This window comes from Herminiimonas sp., assembly GCF_030655415.1.
Map to the genome: position 1 here is coordinate 336,562 of NZ_JAURVN010000002.1, position 17,162 is coordinate 353,723.

The 17,162-nt window shown below is 51.6% G+C and carries 18 protein-coding genes; 9 read left to right on the plus strand and 9 right to left on the minus strand.

What is annotated here, in order from left to right; all coding sequences use genetic code 11:
• Nucleotides 1-227: 227 nt before the first annotated feature.
• Nucleotides 228-491, minus strand: a complete 264-nt coding sequence (locus Q7T66_RS01695; RefSeq protein ID WP_304931520.1) for a YkgJ family cysteine cluster protein — start codon at nt 489-491, stop codon at nt 228-230.
• Nucleotides 492-853: 362 nt separating this feature from the next.
• Here Q7T66_RS01695 and Q7T66_RS01700 point away from each other — a divergent pair, with 362 nt between their 5' ends.
• The 3 genes from Q7T66_RS01700 to Q7T66_RS01710 all read left to right on the plus strand — a co-directional run bounded on the left by Q7T66_RS01700 (nt 854) and on the right by Q7T66_RS01710 (nt 3,222).
• Nucleotides 854-1,519: a protein-L-isoaspartate O-methyltransferase gene (locus Q7T66_RS01700; RefSeq protein ID WP_304931521.1), complete on the plus strand. Its 666-nt coding sequence runs from the start codon at nt 854-856 to the stop codon at nt 1,517-1,519.
• Between the two features lie 7 nt (nt 1,520-1,526).
• Complete coding sequence (locus Q7T66_RS01705; RefSeq protein WP_304931522.1) at nt 1,527-1,850, plus strand: rhodanese-like domain-containing protein; 324 nt, start codon at nt 1,527-1,529, stop codon at nt 1,848-1,850.
• 64 nt (nt 1,851-1,914) lie between these two features.
• Nucleotides 1,915-3,222, plus strand: a complete 1,308-nt coding sequence (locus Q7T66_RS01710) for a TolC family outer membrane protein (protein WP_304931523.1) — start codon at nt 1,915-1,917, stop codon at nt 3,220-3,222.
• 107 nt (nt 3,223-3,329) lie between these two features.
• Here Q7T66_RS01710 and Q7T66_RS01715 read toward each other — a convergent pair whose 3' ends face one another.
• A complete protein-coding gene (locus tag Q7T66_RS01715; protein ID WP_304931524.1) occupies nt 3,330-3,974 on the minus strand; it encodes a TetR family transcriptional regulator in 645 nt (214 codons plus the stop codon).
• Between the two features lie 235 nt (nt 3,975-4,209).
• Between Q7T66_RS01715 and Q7T66_RS01720 the strand changes: the two genes are divergently transcribed.
• From Q7T66_RS01720 to Q7T66_RS01730, 3 genes are read left to right on the plus strand one after another with little or no spacing between them, the layout of a single operon-like run.
• On the plus strand, nt 4,210-5,448 hold the full coding sequence (locus Q7T66_RS01720; protein WP_304931525.1) for an efflux RND transporter periplasmic adaptor subunit: 1,239 nt from the start codon (nt 4,210-4,212) through the stop codon (nt 5,446-5,448).
• A 12-nt stretch (nt 5,449-5,460) separates the two neighbouring features.
• On the plus strand, nt 5,461-8,610 hold the full coding sequence (locus Q7T66_RS01725) for an efflux RND transporter permease subunit (RefSeq protein ID WP_304931526.1): 3,150 nt from the start codon (nt 5,461-5,463) through the stop codon (nt 8,608-8,610).
• The gene (locus Q7T66_RS01730) at nt 8,607-10,049 is read left to right on the plus strand and encodes an efflux transporter outer membrane subunit (RefSeq protein WP_304931528.1); all 1,443 of its coding nucleotides are present in this window, start codon (nt 8,607-8,609) and stop codon (nt 10,047-10,049) included. Before Q7T66_RS01725 ends, Q7T66_RS01730 begins: the two co-directional genes overlap by 4 nt.
• A 125-nt stretch (nt 10,050-10,174) precedes the next feature.
• Here the strand turns inward: Q7T66_RS01730 and Q7T66_RS01735 are convergent, their stop codons facing one another.
• Nucleotides 10,175-10,471: a hypothetical protein gene (locus Q7T66_RS01735; protein WP_304931530.1), complete on the minus strand. Its 297-nt coding sequence runs from the start codon at nt 10,469-10,471 to the stop codon at nt 10,175-10,177.
• Nucleotides 10,472-10,627: 156 nt separating this feature from the next.
• Here Q7T66_RS01735 and Q7T66_RS01740 point away from each other — a divergent pair, with 156 nt between their 5' ends.
• Together Q7T66_RS01740 and Q7T66_RS01745 are read left to right on the plus strand one after the other, a co-directional pair.
• A complete protein-coding gene (locus tag Q7T66_RS01740) occupies nt 10,628-11,149 on the plus strand; it encodes a DUF3617 domain-containing protein (RefSeq protein ID WP_304931531.1) in 522 nt (173 codons plus the stop codon).
• Nucleotides 11,150-11,272: 123 nt separating this feature from the next.
• Nucleotides 11,273-11,590 carry a hypothetical protein gene (locus Q7T66_RS01745; protein WP_304931533.1) on the plus strand — a complete coding sequence of 106 codons (318 nt, stop codon included), beginning with the start codon at nt 11,273-11,275 and terminating at the stop codon, nt 11,588-11,590.
• 7 nt (nt 11,591-11,597) lie between these two features.
• Here the strand turns inward: Q7T66_RS01745 and Q7T66_RS01750 are convergent, their stop codons facing one another.
• The 5 genes from Q7T66_RS01750 to Q7T66_RS01770 all read right to left on the minus strand — a co-directional run bounded on the left by Q7T66_RS01750 (nt 11,598) and on the right by Q7T66_RS01770 (nt 15,227).
• Complete coding sequence (locus Q7T66_RS01750) at nt 11,598-11,750, minus strand: hypothetical protein (protein WP_304931534.1); 153 nt, start codon at nt 11,748-11,750, stop codon at nt 11,598-11,600.
• Between the two features lie 28 nt (nt 11,751-11,778).
• The gene (locus Q7T66_RS01755; RefSeq protein ID WP_304931535.1) at nt 11,779-12,117 is read right to left on the minus strand and encodes a hypothetical protein; all 339 of its coding nucleotides are present in this window, start codon (nt 12,115-12,117) and stop codon (nt 11,779-11,781) included.
• A gap of 29 nt (nt 12,118-12,146) precedes the next feature.
• Nucleotides 12,147-12,347, minus strand: a complete 201-nt coding sequence (locus tag Q7T66_RS01760) for a hypothetical protein (protein ID WP_304931536.1) — start codon at nt 12,345-12,347, stop codon at nt 12,147-12,149.
• A gap of 38 nt (nt 12,348-12,385) precedes the next feature.
• Nucleotides 12,386-13,654 (minus strand): lipid IV(A) 3-deoxy-D-manno-octulosonic acid transferase, encoded by a 1,269-nt coding sequence (gene waaA / locus Q7T66_RS01765; protein ID WP_304931537.1) that lies wholly within the window; start codon nt 13,652-13,654, stop codon nt 12,386-12,388.
• 196 nt (nt 13,655-13,850) lie between these two features.
• Complete coding sequence (locus Q7T66_RS01770) at nt 13,851-15,227, minus strand: phosphomannomutase/phosphoglucomutase (protein ID WP_304931538.1); 1,377 nt, start codon at nt 15,225-15,227, stop codon at nt 13,851-13,853.
• 332 nt (nt 15,228-15,559) lie between these two features.
• On the opposite strand from Q7T66_RS01770, the gene Q7T66_RS01775 reads away from it, so the two are divergent.
• Nucleotides 15,560-16,387, plus strand: a complete 828-nt coding sequence (locus tag Q7T66_RS01775; RefSeq protein WP_304931539.1) for a symmetrical bis(5'-nucleosyl)-tetraphosphatase — start codon at nt 15,560-15,562, stop codon at nt 16,385-16,387.
• Here Q7T66_RS01775 and Q7T66_RS01780 read toward each other — a convergent pair.
• Nucleotides 16,384-17,148 carry a 1-acyl-sn-glycerol-3-phosphate acyltransferase gene (locus tag Q7T66_RS01780; protein WP_304931540.1) on the minus strand — a complete coding sequence of 255 codons (765 nt, stop codon included), beginning with the start codon at nt 17,146-17,148 and terminating at the stop codon, nt 16,384-16,386. The genes Q7T66_RS01775 and Q7T66_RS01780 overlap by 4 nt on opposite strands.
• Nucleotides 17,149-17,162: the final 14 nt, after the last annotated feature.

Consider the following 17,162-nt stretch of genomic DNA (forward strand, 5'->3'; position numbering starts at 1 on the left):
CCGCGCGGGTTACAACATAGTCGATAATTCTATCGGTTCTGCTACACCAACATCGCAACACAAATATTGCGCGAACCTTGCGGCGATTGCCTCAGCCAGCGTTTTCTGAAGGCTCAAAGGTTACCACGGCGACGCTGATTGCTGTCTCAATTTTATGTAAAGCCGCAGCTATTTCCGCAATGAAATTCAATCACATGTTTGCTGGATCGTGACGAATGATTTATGACTTAAGCAGCCGTCAATTTTTCTAAAGTCGTCAAATAAATCATCGCATCTTTGCGCGTAGCGCCGCACATTTCCAGTTGCGGTCGCAAGCTGCTGCAGACTGCCGGACGTTCAGGCTGGCCGAATATCAGACAACGATAATCATCCGCCAATTGCACACAACGAATTCCAGCCGGTTTTCCATTCGGCATTCCTGGAATCGCCGACGAAATCGACGGCGCGGTGCAACAGGCACCGCAATCGGGGCGACAACTCAAGTCAGACATGCTTTAGCGAGGCTTTCAGCGCGGGGAGTAATTCGTTATTCATTCTGCAATTCGTTCAACATCTCAACGAACCGAAGTGCTGCGCGACTTGGTTTGTGGCGCACTTGCATGAAAGGCGCGATTCTACAGTGGATTTGCACGGCACAAGGTCTTACAAGGCTTGACGCTACGCGAGCAGACGCTTACATTACGAAGGCCGCAAAACCCCGTGTTTATTGGCAAATCACATAGATACGCGTCGCGACATCACCCTCCCCGGAATGGTTTTTGCCCGATTTATCGAGGATGTGCTTTTGCGCGGCACAATGCCTATCATTTGATAAAATGCTGGTTTTCTTATTTAGCTACCTAGAGTCGACAAAATGAACATTGAAAAAGCCCGTTTCCTCATGATCGAGCAGCAAATTCGCCCTTGGGATGTGCTCGACACGGACGTTCTCGAATTGCTGGTCATCGTGAAGCGTGAAGCATTTGTGCCACTCGCGTACCGTGCACTGGCCTTTGCCGATAGCGAAATCCCGCTGTCGCATGGCGAAAGCATGCTGACCCCGAAGCTGGAAGCGCGCATTTTGCAGGAACTGGCTATCAAGAAGCATGAGAACGTTTTGGAAATCGGCGCAGGCTCCGGTTACATGGCAGCGCTGTTGGCATACAAGGCACGTCACGTCACGACCGTTGAGATCGAACCTGAATTGAAAGCGCTGGCAGAAAAAAATCTGGCCGACTACGGCGTCAGCAACGTCGACGTTGTATTGGGCGATGCAGCACAAGGCTTTAATGGCGCAAATCAAGCTAACTCTCCTTATGACGTCATCGTCGTATCGGGTTCGCTGCCTGTCGTACCGGAAGCACTGCTGGCACAGATCAAAGTCGGCGGCCGCATGTTCGTGATCGCTGGTAACGCACCGGCAATGACGGCGCAAATCATCACCCGCACATCAGATATCGGCTACAGCACGGTCAATCTGTTTGAAACGATCGTTAAACCATTGCGCAATGCAGTGACACCATCGCACTTCAAATTCTAAGGACGCCATGCAACACCTGACCGCCCCCGAACTGGCAGCTTTGCTTGAATCACCTTTAGGTAACCCGCCCATCTTGTTGGATGTGCGTGAACCTTGGGAGTATCAGACTTGTCAGATCAATGGTTCGGTGTCTATGCCTATGAATACCATTCCTGCCCAGCTCGAACAGTTGGACAGGAACGCATCCATCATATGCATTTGCCATCATGGCGCGCGTAGCATGCGCGTCGCCAATTTTTTGGAAAGCAATGGCTTCGGCCAAGTGACGAATTTGACTGGCGGCATCCACGCGTGGGCGCAGCAAGTGGATCCAGCGATGCCGACCTATTGATTTTGTATTACCTTTTACCTGTACCAAGCTCCAGAACCACCGCCTCCACCTGCACGGGAATTCAATGCGCAATGCCAAGCTAGTCACACTGATCGCTGGTGCTTTTATAAGCTTACAAGCACAGGCAGTGAACTTGCTGCAGGTTTATCAGGATGCACTTGCCAACGATGCTGTTTATGCCAGCGCGCGCGCCAATCTAAGTGCGGGCCAAGAAGCTTCCGTGCAAGGACGCGCCAATCTGCTACCGCTGATCGGCTTGAGCGGATCGAATCAAAAGATCACGCGCGAAGATATTCCAGATACGACTTCACATGGTTACACGCTGTCGTTGTCGCAGCCGCTATTCGATATCGCTGCATGGCAAACCTACGAGCAAAGTAAATTATCGGTCGCAGCAAGTGAAGCAGCATTTGCCAGCGTGCAGCAGGATTTGATTTTGCGCGTATCGCAAGCCTACTTTGATGTCTTGACTGCGCAAGATGCGCTGACTGCACTCCAGGCACAAAAGGTCGCGATCAGTGAACAACTGGCATCGGCTCAACGTAATTTTGAAGTGGGCACTGCGACCATCACCGACACGCATGAAGCGCAATCACGATATGACTTGGTCGTCGCGCAGGAATTTGCCGCGCAGAACGATATCGACATCAAGCGCTCTGCCCTGCAACAAATCATAGGCAAATCGCCTGAGAACCTGGCAATCCTACGCACCGATATTGAATTAAGACCGCCAGAACCGGCACAGATTGCACCGTGGATCAGTAGCGCAGAAGAACAGAATTACGATGTCATCAGCAAACAGCTTGCGCTGGAAATTGCCAAGCGCGACATCACACGCAATCGCGCCGGACATTATCCAACCGTCGATCTGGTAGCGAGCCGCGGCAATACCAATCAACGTAATACCGTGCTGGGACAAACCAGCACCGGCACGACCAATACAGTCGGCGTGCAATGGGCGATTCCGCTTTTCAGTGGCTTCGCGGTAACCAGTCAGGTACGGCAAGCGATTGCACTGGAAGACAAAGCCCGCTCCGATCTGGAAATATCACGTCGTACTGCCGCCTTGAATGCGCGGCAATCGTATCTCGGAGTGCATAGTGGACTGGCGCAAGTGAAAGCCTTGCAGGCGGCAGAGATATCCAGCCAATCATCGCTGGAGTCGAATCGTCTTGGCTATCAAGTTGGCGTACGCATCAACATTGATGTGTTGAATGCGCAGCAGCAGTTGTATTTAACGCAACGTGATCTGGCGAAAACGCGTTATGACACGATCATGAACAGCTTGCGTCTCAAATCAGCCGCTGGCACTTTGCAGGAAAAAGATATCGTGCAGATCAACACGATCTTGGTGGAACCTGCGCAGCGTTGATTTTATTCATCAGTTTTATTTACTGACAATCCAAGCGCATTTTTCAATTCAATTTCGACAATAGAGCGCCACTGTTCATCAGCGCTCTTTTAATACGCGAATCAAACTCAGTCTTCTTTCTTTACCCGCAACGCTGGCGCGTAACGCAAGCTGTCCAGGCAAGTATCAATTAGTGGCGCAGCCACTGCGGCCAAATCAAAACTGCTAGGCGAGAACAACCAATTCATTAGCAAGCCCACTACATGGCTATGCAGAGTTATAGCTGCGAGCCGCGTATCCAGATCGTCGGGCAATTGCTTCAGCAGAATCGCCTCTTTTAAAATGCGCTCCATATTCGCCAAGCCATCCAGATAGCATTGATGCTGACGTACCCAGATCGGATCGTTCCTATCAACCAGCTCACATTTCAGAAAAATAATATCCAGGATTCGGCGTGACCGCACATTGGCACTCGCATCCTGCAATAGATAGATCCAGGAATTGCGTAGATGCCCCAAAGGGTCGCCTGCAAACTTCTCTGCAGGCGTCGCCATCAAGGTTTCCATAGGCAGGCGCACGCGTTCGCACATTGCATCGAACAAATCACTCTTGTTCTTGAAATGCCAATAAATTGCACCGCGCGTTACATCAGCAGCGACCGCAACATCGGCCAGCGAAGTCTGCGCCAAACCACGCGCGTAAAACACTTCCTCAGCTGCATCAAGGATGCGGCTGCGGGTTTCTAATGCCTCTTCTTTCGTCGAGCGAGCCATAAAATCATCGTCCTGTAACAAATTTCGAATATTTATATATGCTAGAGCTTAAGTTGCCCCATATACATACATTCGCGAATGTATGTATAATACCTCACCCGCAGCATCAGCATCAAACAAAAGCGCAAGAGTAGCCGTTCAACAACGAATGCTTTTTGCGCTTTCAGCATTACCTTTTTTCTTTACCGGACTGTCGAATTTTTGACAGCGCATCCACTCACCGTGCGAGATGTATATGAGTTCACTTCCCCGTTTGACCACCCTTGGCGCAGCCATCGTTGTTTTATTTGCAGTCGCCGCTTGCGGCAAGTCCGATCAGCAGGCATCCGCACCGCCTCCTACCGAAGTATCGGTAATCACCGTCAAGCCGGGACCACTGGGAGTAACGAACGAATTACCAGGTCGCCTTGAATCAACCCGTATCGCAGAAATCCGCGCACGTGTACCTGGCGTCGTACTGAAACGTACTTTCCGCGAAGGCAGCGATGTCAAAGCAGGCGCGACCTTGTTCCTGATCGACCCGGCTCAATTCAAGGCAACATATAACAGCGCGAATGCCGCTGTTGCCCGTGCAGAAGCGACCTTGATGCAAGCTGAATTGAAAGAAAAACGCTACAAGCCGCTGGTTGCTACCAATGCAATCAGCAAGCAGGAATACGACGACGTCACCGCTACCTTGAAACAAGCTGAAGCAGATCTGGCCTCAGCCAAAGCCTCGCGTGACACCGCGCGTCTGTCACTCGACTACGCAACCGTGACATCGCCTATCTCTGGCCGCATCGGTCGCGCACTGGTTACTGAAGGCGCCTTGGTTGGTCAAAACGAAACCACGCCACTGGCGACCGTGCAACAGATTGATCCTATCTACGTCAACATGACGCAGTCCAGCACCGAAATTCTGCAACTGCAACGTGCAATGGCTAGCGGCAAATTGAAGAGCTCAGGTAAAGGACAAGTCAAAGTGACGCTGATCACCGAAGATGGTCAGGAATATGCACAGTCAGGAAAACTGCTGTTCTCCGATTTGACCGTCGATGAAAGCTCAGGCGCCGTTACCTTGCGTGCCGAGTTCCCAAATCCTGATCGTCAATTATTGCCAGGCATGTATGTCCGTGCGCGCGTTGAACAAGCCATTAATGAAAACGCCATCACCGTGCCGCAACAAGCCATTACACGCACACCAGACGGCTCGGCTGTCATGGTGGTCAGTGCAGAAAGCAAAGTTGTTTCGCGTTCGGTTAAAACTGGCCCTGCCAGCGGTGACTCATGGGTTATCAATGACGGCCTGAAAGAAGGCGATCAAGTCATCGTCGAGGGTCTGCAAAAAGTCCAGCCAGGTGCCACAGTCAAGGCAGTGCAATGGAAGAAAGCTGCACCAGCTGATGCTAGCGCTCCCGCAGCAGATGCAGCCAAGCCAGCCGCAGCAGCATCCGCCCCTGCAGCCAAGACCGCAGAACAACCGAAGTCGAAGTAAGGGAGCACCGTAATGGGTAAATTTTTTATTGACCGCCCGGTTTTTGCCTGGGTACTAGCCATCTTCATCATGCTGGCTGGTGGCTTGGCAATCACCACTTTGCCGGTCGCGCAATATCCGAATATCGCACCACCGACGATTGTCGTTACTGCGAACTATCCGGGTGCTACAGCGCAAACGCTGGACGATAGCGTTACCAGTTTGATCGAACAGGAAATGAACGGTGCCGATGGTTTGCAATACATCGAATCGCAAAGTCAGGCCAATGGCCAGGTTCAAATCACGGTGACGTTTTCTCCAGAAACCAATCCAGATTTAGCCGCAGTTGACGTTTCCAATCGTTTGAAACGTGTGGAATCACGTCTGCCTGCAGCCGTCACGCAACAAGGTGTGCAAGTTACCAAATCGCGCAGCAACTTCTTGATGTTTATCGGCTTGTCTTCGGGCGACGGCAGACTTGATCCAGTTGCGCTGGGTGATTACTTGTCACGTAACGTCTTGAATGAAATCAAGCGTGTACCTGGCGTTGGTCAAGCACAATTGTTTGGTACTGAACGCGCGATGCGTATCTGGATTGATCCTAACAAACTGGTCGGTTTGAATCTGACACCAGCTGACGTGACTAGCGCCATCCGTGCACAAAATGCGCTGGTTGCCGGTGGTACGCTCGGTGATTTGCCTAGCCCAAGCTCGCAACAAATTACAGCGACCATCGTCGTCAACGGGCAAATGAACAGCCCGGACGAATTCGGCAAAATCATTTTGCGTGCAAACAAGGATGGTTCTTCGGTACGTTTGAGTGATGTGGCACGTATTGAAGTCGGTGGTCAATCGTATGCAACTTCGGGGCGTCTCGATGGCAAGCCAACCTCCTTTGTTGGTGTGCAATTGTCACCTACCGCGAACGCGCTGGGTACGGCAACTGCAGTACACAAGAAAATGGAAGAGCTGTCGAAGTACTTCCCGGCTGGTGTGACATACACCGTGCCATATGACACTTCCAAGTTCGTTCAGATCTCTATCGAGGAAGTGGTTAAAACCCTGATCGAAGCGATTATTCTGGTGTTCCTGGTGATGTATCTGTTCTTGCAGAACATCCGCTATACCCTGATCCCAACCATTGTTGTTCCAGTTGCGTTGATGGGTACGTTTGCCACCTTGCTGCTGTTTGGCTTCTCGATCAACGTACTGACGATGTTCGGTATGGTGTTGGCGATTGGTATTCTGGTCGATGATGCGATTGTGGTCGTTGAGAACGTCGAACGCATCATGAGCGAAGAAGGTTTGTCACCGCGCGATGCAACCCGCAAAGCGATGGGACAAATTACCGGTGCGATTATCGGTATCACACTGGTGCTGATTGCGGTGTTCATCCCGATGGCATTCTTCGGTGGTGCGGTTGGCGCGATTTATCGCCAATTCTCGCTGTCGATGGTTGCTTCGATGGTGTTCTCGGCTTTGATGGCTTTCACACTGACACCGGCACTCTGCGCGACCATTTTGAAACCGGTTGAAGCCGGCCATCATCATGAGAAGCGCGGCTTCTTCGGCTGGTTCAACCGTCATTTCAACAAGACATCTATACGCTACCAAAGCGTTATCGGTGTGATGCTGACGAAAACCACCCGTTACATGATTGTGTATGGGCTGATCGTCGGGTGCGTCGCCTTGCTGTATGCGCGCTTGCCGGCATCCTTCCTGCCGAGTGAAGATCAGGGTTACATCATCACCAACGTCCAGTTACCGTCAGGTGCCAGCACCGGCCGCACGCTGGAAGTTCTGAAAGAAATTGAAGACTATTACCTGAAACAACCTGCGGTCGAACACGTGATCGCTATCGCTGGCTTCAGTTTTTCCGGTAATGGACAAAATGCTGGTCTGGTCTTTACACCGTTCAAGGATTGGAGCGAGCGCGGCAAAGACGATACAGCCGATGCAATTGCAGCTCGTGCTTTCGGCGCATTCTCAACCATCAAGGATGCGATTGTCTTCCCGTTGAATCCGCCACCGATTCGCGAACTGGGTAACGCCACCGGCTTTACCTTCCGTCTGCAAGATCGTGCAGGTCTGGGTCATGATGCATTGGTCGCCGCACGCAATCAAATGCTCGGCATGGCAGCGCAAAGCAAAATCCTGGCAGGCGTCCGTCCTGAAGGTTTGGAAGATGCGCCGCAATTGCAACTCGACATCAATCGCGACAAGGCGAATGCTTTGGGCGTGACCTTCGACAGTATCAACAGCGTCATGTCGACCTTGCTCGGTTCGTCTTACGTCAATGACTTCCCGAATCAGGGACGTCAACAACGTGTGATCGTGCAAGCGGATGCACCACGTCGCTTGCAACCGGAAGATCTGGACAAATTGTATGCACGTAGCGCGACTGGTGCGATGGTTCCATTCTCGTCATTCACTTCGTCTAAATGGATTACCGGCCCAGTGCAATTGATCCGTTACAACGGCTATCCGGCAATGAAAATTTCCGGCGGTGCAGCACCTGGTTACAGTACCGGTGACGCCATGGTGGAAATGCAATCTCTGGTAGAAAAATTACCAGCCGGTTTCGGTTTTGAATGGACCGGTCAATCGCTGGAAGAAAAAACCTCGGGTTCGCAAGCGCCTATGTTGTACGCACTGTCGCTGATCGCGGTATTCCTGGTGTTGGCAGCTTTGTATGAAAGCACAACGATTCCACTGGCTGTGATGCTGGTGGTACCGCTAGGTATTCTGGGTGCTCTGCTCGGTGTCACCTTGCGTGGCATGCCGAATGACGTGTACTTCAAAGTCGGCATGATTGCGGTAGTGGGGCTTTCTGCGAAAAACGCGATTCTGATTATTGAATTTGCGAAAGACTTGCAGGCACAAGGCAAAGGATTGATAGAAGCAACACTGGAAGCAGTCCACCTGCGCTTCCGCCCTATCATCATGACCTCGCTAGCGTTCATCCTTGGCGTGTTGCCACTGGTGCTTGCCAGCGGCGCAGGCTCTGCCAGTCAGCGCGCCATTGGTACCGGCGTGATGAGCGGCATGATTACGGCAACGGTACTCGCGGTGTTCCTGGTACCTGTGTTCTTCGTGGTAGTACGTACCTTCTTCAAAGGTAACGAACGCCAACGTCGCAAATATGCGGCGAACCAGCCACGCAATGAGGATGAAGAATTATGATCAAACAACTTACCTTGACCATACTGGCAGCGAGCGTGCTCAGCGCTTGCTCGATGGCGCCCAAGTACACTCGCCCCGACGCTCCTGTCGCGGCGAACTACGAAACGTCAACGACTAACGCCAGCAATGCACAACGTGCTTCTGAAATGGGCTGGCGTGACCTGATCAATGATCAACGTCTGCAAGCCTTGATCAGTCGCTCTCTAGTCAACAATCGCGATCTGCGCGTCGCTGCGTTGCGCATAGAAGAAGCGCGTTCGCTGTACAACATTCAGGTGGCGGATCAGCTACCCAACCTGAATGGTGTTGCGACCGGCAACCGTGGCCGCACACCAGCGGCGCTGTCATCGACTGGTACCAGCGTAGTCGGCAGCAACTATCAGGTCGGCTTGAGCCTGGCTTCCTTTGAACTGGATTTCTTCGGCCGTGTTCGTAGTCTGAGCGATGCAGCATTAGCAAGCTATCTGGCGACAGAAGAGGCGCAACGTTCGGCGCACATCACGCTGGTTTCAGAAGTCGCCAAAGCCTATTTGTCAGAGCGCGCTTACGCTGAACAGCAGGAACTTGCGCAACGCACCTATGAAACTCGTGCGGCCGCCCTAGACCTGTCCAAGCAACGTTTTGAAGTTGGCGCATCATCCGGCCTGGATTTGCGTCAGGATGAAGCACTTATGCAGAATGCCAAGGTCTCCGAACTGACCTTGCGTCGTCAACGTGCGCAAGCGCTGAATGCATTGACGGTGTTGGTCGGTGAACCCTTGACTGATTTGCCACCAGCACAACCGCTGTCGGGACAAATCATTCGTACGGATTTGTTCATAGGCATGCCTTCCGAACTGTTGGAACAACGTCCGGACATTCGCAGCGCTGAACAAACTTTGTTGGCAGCCAATGCAAATATCGGTGCAGCACGCGCAGCATTCTTCCCGCGTATTTCACTGACGGCTGGCGTTGGTACTGCCAGTAACGAGCTGTCCGGCTTGTTTGAAGGCGGTTCGCGCTCATGGTCATTTGCACCGCAATTGGTACTGCCTATTTTTGAGGGTGGCCGCAACATCGCCAACCTGAATCTGACGGAAGTACGCAAGAACATCGCGGTAGCAAATTACGAGAAAACTATCCAGGTTGCATTCCGCGAAGTGGCGGATGCCTTGGTGGCACGTGATTTACTCGACGAACAAATCGAAGCACAACGCCTGGCGACAGTGGCGCAGGAACAGCGTCTTACGTTTGCCGATCAACGCTTCCAGAATGGTATTTCGAGTTCGCTCGACATGCTAGATGCACAGCGTGAATTATTCTCGGCACAGTTGACCTTGGTGCAAGCACGTTTGCTGCGATTGACGAATGCGATTGATCTGTATCGTTCACTCGGTGGTGGTTTGCTGGAAACCACCGTTGCTACGGCACCAGCTGCAGCGCCGGCACCAGCCAAGTAAAGACTGAAAAAACTGTAGTAATGAAAAAAGGGAGTCCGTTATACGGGCTCCCTTTTTTATTTTCTATGCCAGAAATCGATACCGATTAACGGAACAAAAATAATTTCTGGATCTAAATTTAAATCTTACGCAGCGACAGACTCATTATTCGTATTTTCTGTTTTAGGAAAATTCGTCGTCAGCTGAATTTGCTCTGCCAGACTTTTTGCCAGTGGCTCAAACACGGCGCGGCGCTGCTCGGTGATGTGATCGCCAGGCTGACCATGCACCAGAGAAGTGACGTTGCACGCGCCAGAAATACAGGCACTTAACATGATCTGTCCCAGCTGCCCCAGCTCGCTATGGTGCAGCACGTATTCGTAAGCAGTGGCCGAGATCGGTTTGCGCTGCGCGGTGATATTCAGGGGTAATTGAAATGACATGATATGGACTCCGTTTCACGCATCATTTTGCGTTATTTACGGAATTTTTCGTATCCCATCTATATGGGAGTTTGGCCGATTTCACAGCGAATCATTTGAACCTCCCACGCTATTCGGCACTCTGAAGAATATGCAATTCACAACTGAAAGCAATTCATGCACAAGAAAATTCTGTTCCTGAGTTTAATGTCGGCATGCGCGCTCAACGCACATGCGGCTGAAAATAATATGCGTCCGGGACTATGGGAAATCACCACTACATCCGGCTTGCTGAGTTTGGCAGAACAAATTCCACCAGACCAGATGCAGAATCTTGCCAATCTGGCCAAGCAATATGGTTTTGATATGCCTGCAATAAAAAATGGCGCAGCCAGCTCCAAAGCTTGCATCACCAAGGAAATGGCCGAGCAAAAAATCCCGCCCTATCTTTCTCATCCGCAATCAGGTTGCGAAGCAAGAAACGCAACGCGGGTTGAAAATCGCTACAGCGCCGATCTTGTCTGCGCCAGTGATCAAATCAATGGACAAGGAAAAACTGAAGCGACATTAAATACGCCCGAAAGCTTTACCGGCGTAACCCAGTTCAAAGGTTCTGTGAGAGGTGTGGCGGTCGATGACCGTGCCAATTCCAGCGGACGTTGGGTCTCTGACAGTTGCGGAGCCACCAACGCGAGATAAGCTTTGCACAAGAGAAAATGTGCACATCGCGCACAGATACAAGTAGTAACAATCCTTACGATTCCGCTCTAGTTCTTGATCTAACGCTGGTATTTAATAGAGCCATCAATCAAGGAGATGAACATGAACAAAACCATGACTGTTTCAGCAGGTATTCTGGCAGCAGCCGTCCTGATGTTTTCAGCAGCACCTGCAATGGCACGCGTTGACGTCGGTGTGAATATTGGCGTTCCCGGCCCGGTGTATTACGCACCAGAGCCTGTGTATGTGCAGCCACGACCTGTCTACGTTCAACCGCGTCCTGTTTATTACGCGCCACAGCCTTACTATGGTGATCGCCATCATCATAGACATCATGATCGTCATTATCGCCGTGACAATGATAGGGATGGCGTTCCTAATCGCTATGATCGTCGTCCAAACAACCCGCATCGCTACTAAGCAGGGTTCAGCTTGCGGCAATATTCTTTAAAAGGAATCTTGCCGCAAGATCGTAGGTGTTCAATTTCTTTTGTAATGCAGGATCGTCGATGGCAACAAAGCCATGACGCGTCCAAAAGTTGTGGGAGTTATTGACCGCCGTTAAAGATATGGTGTTCAAACCATAGCCTTGTACGATCGGTATCAGATTAGCCAACAGCAGTTCTACGGCGCCCAAACCTCGCGCAATAGGCAAGCGCAACGTCATGAATATAGTAAGTGGAAGGATGGCTCGGCAAGGCTTGCAATAGCGAGTTCAAGGCGGGTGCTTGTCTGTCCAGCCACGGATGGCTGAGCGCATAGCCAACTACATTGCGATTCGCTTCCAGTACAAGACAGCCATGCGGATGTAGCGCCAGGCGCTCGGCATAAATCTGATCATCTTCGGGATAGGTAGGATAAAGCTCGGCGGCAATCGCGATAATCTTCGTTAGATCATCTTCCCGCATACTGCGCCAACAAATATTGCTGGTATTTCGACTCTGCATGATTTCCGATACCGATTAATTCTTTGTAATTATTCGCTATACGGTCCGCAGCAAGAACAAGGACCATGGCCATGCTGGACACGACGGAAATCTACCGGTTGCGTATTTTCTTCAGTATCTTCATTCGCCAATACACGTTTGTACAGAGACTGTTCTTCGGTCTTCGGCTGAATAATTTTTTGTTTTTGCTCAGCGAGCGTGCTGGCTTGCTTAATATTTTCTGTACTCATCACTATTCCGATTTATCAAGAGTTAAGCCCGACGGCCTTCAATTTATCAACGGCGCCAGCAATGCCATGGTACGCGCCGTCGCACCGCCATGCTGTTGTGCAAACTTCTGTCCAGCTTCACCCATTGTTGTACGTGCTGCCACGTCATCCAGCAAGCGTATCGCGTGCTGCCACATATCGGATGCATCAGTCACACGCTGCGCGCCACCTGCTGCGATTGCATTTTCAGCAGCATCGGCAAAGTTAAACGTGTGCGGCCCGATCAATACCGGCTTGCCCATTGCACTGGCCTCGATCAGATTGTGGCCGCCTAAAGGCAGCAAGCTGCCGCCGACAAATGCGACGTCGCAAGCAGCATAGTAGGCAAACATTTCACCCATGCTATCGCCTAGAAAAACGCGCACATCGGGACTAATTTCAGCACTACCAATCGTTGAGCGCCGTGCTAATTGCAAAGAACGTGCACTGATCATTTGCGCGACATCATTGAAGCGTTGCGGATGACGTGGTACCAGCAGCAATAAAATTTCAGGTCGATTCTGCTGCAGCAAAGCATCCAGAATCAAGGCCTCTTCACCATCGCGAGTATTGGCACAAACAAGAACCGGGCGCGAGCCAATTTGCTGACGCAAGGTCGCGCCACGCTGCAGCATTTCTGAAGGCGGCCTCACATCGAACTTGATGCTGCCAGTGACGTGCACAGCAGGCGCACCTAGCTGGCGTATGCGCACCGCGTCGCTTTCAGTTTGCGCAGCGACGCAAGACATCGCAGCAGCGGCTTCGACAAACAAACCTGGCAGGCGCAAGGCCTTGTTCAACGATCGGTCGGATAAACGCGCATTCACCAAAGCGACCGGCACAGCATGACGCGCGCACTGCGCCATAACATTTGGCCAGACTTCGGTTTCCATCAAAATGCAAAGCTTCGGTTTGAAATACCGCAAGAAACGTCCGACCATAAAGCCGGTGTCATACGGCAGATAACTTTGCACCACGCGCGATTGCGTACCGAACAAATCCTTGCCGGTAGCACGACCGGTGGGCGTCATGTGTGTCAGCAACAAGGTATGCGTGGGATACGTGGCAAGCAAGGCATCGATCAGAGGTTGCGCGGCGCGTGTTTCGCCGACCGACACTGCATGCACCCACAGCACAGACGATCCACGATCGTAAGCAACGCCACCATAAAAACCTAAACGCTCAGCGATGTGCTGGCGGTATCCCGGCTCTTTACGACCACGGACAAACAAGCGCAGCAGCACTAGTGGTAAGGCAAACCACCACGCAATAGAGTAAATCAAACGCATAGCATTGCTCCGACCTGAGTACGTGGACCGGTGGTTGCTATTATTGAAAAATGGGATTGAAATTGCATGAGCCGTATTATGCCGCTTCGGCCCGGCCACTGCCTAATTGAAGTGAAATTGTGACGCCAAGAAGATACTGAAAAGAACCTCGTGAAACCCGCAACCGGCATTGCACCGGTTGCGGCGATGACAATAATTAATACGGCATGACGGCGTCCGGTTTGGCGGCAGTAATCACACGTTTGAATTCTGCCTGAATATGCTGCAAGGCCTCTTCCGATTCAGCCTCGAAGCGCATCACAATCACCGGCGTGGTATTCGATGAACGCGCCAGACCAAAGCCATCCGGATATTCCACGCGCAAGCCGTCGATCGTGATGATCTGATCGGAGCCTGGGAATTGCGCCTCCTTCTGCAACTTGGAGATCAATGGGAAGCTTTCACCTTCGTTCAATTTCAATTGCAACTCCGGCGTACTGACCGATTGCGGCAACGCATTCAAGGTCGCTGAAGGATCTTTTTCACGGCTCAATAATTCCAGCATGCGCGCACCCGCGTACATGCCGTCATCGAAACCGTACCATCTATCTTTGAAGAAAATATGGCCGCTCATTTCGCCACCCAAAGGCGCGCCGGTTTCGCGCATCTTTGCCTTGACAAGCGAGTGACCGGTTTTCCACATCAATGGCTTGCCGCCACGCTCGGACACCCATGGCGCGAGATGGCGCGTGCATTTGACGTCATACAAAATTTGCTCGCCCGGATGGCGTGTCAACACATCCTGCGCAAACAACATCAGCTGTCTGTCCGGATAAATGATTTGACCATCTTTTGTGACGAGGCCAAGTCTGTCACCGTCACCATCAAATGCCAGACCGATTTCCGCATCAGTCTCTTGCAGACAACGAATCAAATCCTGCAGGTTTTCCGGGTGGGCCGGATCAGGATGATGGTTAGGGAAAGTGCCATCTACTTCACAAAATAATTCGATTACTTCGCAACCCAGCGCGCGGTACAAGTCACCGGCAAATGCACCAGCCACACCGTTACCGCAATCGATTGCAATCTTCATCGGTCGCGCCAGTTTGACGTCGCCAGCGATGCGCTGTTGATAGGCGTCAGCGATATCGTAAGTGCGATAGCCGCCCGCGCCTTCGGTGAAATTCTTGTCGACGATGGCTTGATACAAAGCCTGGATCGTATCGCCATAAATGGCCTCGCCCGCCAATACCATTTTGAAGCCGTTGTAGTCGGGGGGGTTGTGACTGCCGGTCACCATGATGCCGGACTGCGCGTCCAGCACATGCGTGCCGAGATAAAGCATAGGCGTCGCAACTATGCCGAGATCGACAACATCAACGCCTGCCGCTTGCAAGCCTTCAGCCAACGCAGCAGCTAACTCGGGGCCGGACAAGCGTCCGTCACGGCCGATGACAACGACCTGTTCACCTTTGGCGCGCACTGCGCTACCGAAGGCACGACCAATGCTGCGCGCAACATCGGTGTCCAGCGTCTTATCGATAATGCCGCGAATGTCATAAGCCTTGAAAATACTTTGCGAGAGAGTCAGCATGTTGAGGCTTATCCTTAGATATAGTGGTAATACGAAAATGGCAAGGCAAGAAGGCCGAACGTTATCGACCGTATTCAGCAGCCGATATGATAACCCGCATAATCGAGAGAGTCTGGCCTGCCGCAAGTTTCGACAAGCGAGATGCCTTCAAGTTTCAATTTCCTGCAAGAACGCTTTTACCAATCGTACTCATCAGTGAATTTGAAACTGCATCCATAATTCCGGTATGCTGATCCAAGACGCCGAACCCACTAATTACGAGTAAAAATTACAGGTCTTGGCATAGCTATTCGTTCAAATTTAAAACTATCTGCTTATCCACTTACTCATCCATGACTACTTATGCCATTGGCGATCTACAAGGTTGCCACACGCAACTAATCGCACTGCTGGAAAAAATTGACGCGACAACGCCGAATGCGCAACTCATTTTCGTCGGTGATATCGTCAACCGCGGTCCGAAATCGTTGGCAACTCTTCGACAAATATATGCGCTAAGGAAACGTGCGCGCATTGTGCTCGGCAATCATGATTTGAATTTGCTGGCAGTTGCTTGCGGGCTGCGCAAGCCGCACGGTTCCGACACGCTGGATGATATTTTGGCAGCAGATGATAGAGAAGAATTGCTGACCTGGTTGCGTCATCAACCGCTCGCGATAGAACAAGATGGAAATTTATTCGTGCACGCAGGCGTGCCGCCGCAATGGAACGCACAACAAACGCTGGCATTGTCGCGTGAAGTCGAAGGCGCACTGCAAGGTGATGATTGGCCAGAATTTTTGAAAAAAATGTATGGCAATGAACCAGCTTTGTGGAACGACGATTTGCAAGGCGCAGATCGCTTGCGCTGCATCGTCAATGCCTTGACGCGCATCCGTTTTTGCAAGCCGGATGGCAGTATGGATTTTAAAACGGTGGAGGGCGCAGGTAATGCACCTGAAGGTTTGCTGCCGTGGTTCGATTGTCCGAATCGCCAAACCGAAAACAATACTGTCGTATTCGGCCATTGGTCTACGCTAGGCTTGCTAATCCGTCCCAATGTGCTGGGACTGGACACCGGCTGCGTATGGGGCGGCAAACTGACTGCTATCAATCTGCAGGATAGATCGACGATACAAGTCGAATGTCCGCAGCATCAAAAACCGGGCAAGAAAAGCTAAGCTGTCTGCTCCGGATTTTCTTGGATATTTGCGGTATACCCGAGAGCTTCTGCAATTGCGGCACGCGTCTGTTGGGCTAACTCTCGTCTATGTGTACCAGCAGTATCGATGGTCGGCAACATGATCAATTGCGCAGTCATCCTGCGCGTCTTCATGATCAACAACATGCTGTCGACAAACGTCATGTCGCCAATAAAATCCGCCGAACGATGCAGCTTGCCTTGTTCATCGATATAACGAATTGCATACGGCTGCACCGGCACTTTCGCTTCAATCGCTGCTTCAAACAAATTCGAATGAAACGGCAACACGCCACCTTGCGCCGCTGTCGTCCCCTCGGGGAAGAAGGCAATGCGCTCGCCAGCTTCTATGCTGGTGACCAAGCCTTCGTAGACACGACGTACTTCGCGTTGCTTGCCGCGCGCGATAAAGATCGTACCGGCTTGCGCAGATAACCAGCCCAGCGCAGGCCAACTACGTATGTCGGCCTTGGCGACGAAGCGACACGGATTTTGAGAATTGATGACGAAGATATCCAGCCACGAAACGTGATTGGCAACAATCAGCGCGCCAGGTTCGGACTCCGCACCAGCTTGCACTTGCAACGCAACCTTGATGTGCAGAATGGACAGCAAAGCTGCTGACCATTGCTTGATGCGACGATCGCGACTTGCCGAATTAATCCATGGAAAAATCACCGCAGCAATCAACAAACCCTGCAGCAAATGCAGCATCACACGCACGAACGACACGGCGATCATGCACTCACCTGCAA

Excerpts from the sequence above, each read along its gene's own strand:
- Q7T66_RS01705 (WP_304931522.1), top strand. The coding sequence starts at position 1,527 with ATGCAACACCTGACCGCCCCCGAACTGGCAGCTTTGCTTGAATCACCT.
- Q7T66_RS01775 (WP_304931539.1), top strand. The coding sequence starts at position 15,560 with ATGACTACTTATGCCATTGGCGATCTACAAGGTTGCCACACGCAACTA.
- Q7T66_RS01730 (WP_304931528.1), top strand. The coding sequence starts at position 8,607 with ATGATCAAACAACTTACCTTGACCATACTGGCAGCGAGCGTGCTCAGC.
- Q7T66_RS01770 (WP_304931538.1), bottom strand. The coding sequence starts at position 15,227 with ATGCTGACTCTCTCGCAAAGTATTTTCAAGGCTTATGACATTCGCGGC.
- Q7T66_RS01700 (WP_304931521.1), top strand. The coding sequence starts at position 854 with ATGAACATTGAAAAAGCCCGTTTCCTCATGATCGAGCAGCAAATTCGC.
- Q7T66_RS01715 (WP_304931524.1), bottom strand. The coding sequence starts at position 3,974 with ATGGCTCGCTCGACGAAAGAAGAGGCATTAGAAACCCGCAGCCGCATC.
- Q7T66_RS01760 (WP_304931536.1), bottom strand. The coding sequence starts at position 12,347 with ATGAGTACAGAAAATATTAAGCAAGCCAGCACGCTCGCTGAGCAAAAA.
- Q7T66_RS01725 (WP_304931526.1), top strand. The coding sequence starts at position 5,461 with ATGGGTAAATTTTTTATTGACCGCCCGGTTTTTGCCTGGGTACTAGCC.
- waaA (WP_304931537.1), bottom strand. The coding sequence starts at position 13,654 with ATGCGTTTGATTTACTCTATTGCGTGGTGGTTTGCCTTACCACTAGTG.
- Q7T66_RS01755 (WP_304931535.1), bottom strand. The coding sequence starts at position 12,117 with ATGCAGAGTCGAAATACCAGCAATATTTGTTGGCGCAGTATGCGGGAA.
- Q7T66_RS01710 (WP_304931523.1), top strand. The coding sequence starts at position 1,915 with ATGCGCAATGCCAAGCTAGTCACACTGATCGCTGGTGCTTTTATAAGC.
- Q7T66_RS01740 (WP_304931531.1), top strand. The coding sequence starts at position 10,628 with ATGCACAAGAAAATTCTGTTCCTGAGTTTAATGTCGGCATGCGCGCTC.
- Q7T66_RS01780 (WP_304931540.1), bottom strand. The coding sequence starts at position 17,148 with ATGATCGCCGTGTCGTTCGTGCGTGTGATGCTGCATTTGCTGCAGGGT.
- Q7T66_RS01720 (WP_304931525.1), top strand. The coding sequence starts at position 4,210 with ATGAGTTCACTTCCCCGTTTGACCACCCTTGGCGCAGCCATCGTTGTT.
- Q7T66_RS01735 (WP_304931530.1), bottom strand. The coding sequence starts at position 10,471 with ATGTCATTTCAATTACCCCTGAATATCACCGCGCAGCGCAAACCGATC.
- Q7T66_RS01695 (WP_304931520.1), bottom strand. The coding sequence starts at position 491 with ATGTCTGACTTGAGTTGTCGCCCCGATTGCGGTGCCTGTTGCACCGCG.
- Q7T66_RS01745 (WP_304931533.1), top strand. The coding sequence starts at position 11,273 with ATGAACAAAACCATGACTGTTTCAGCAGGTATTCTGGCAGCAGCCGTC.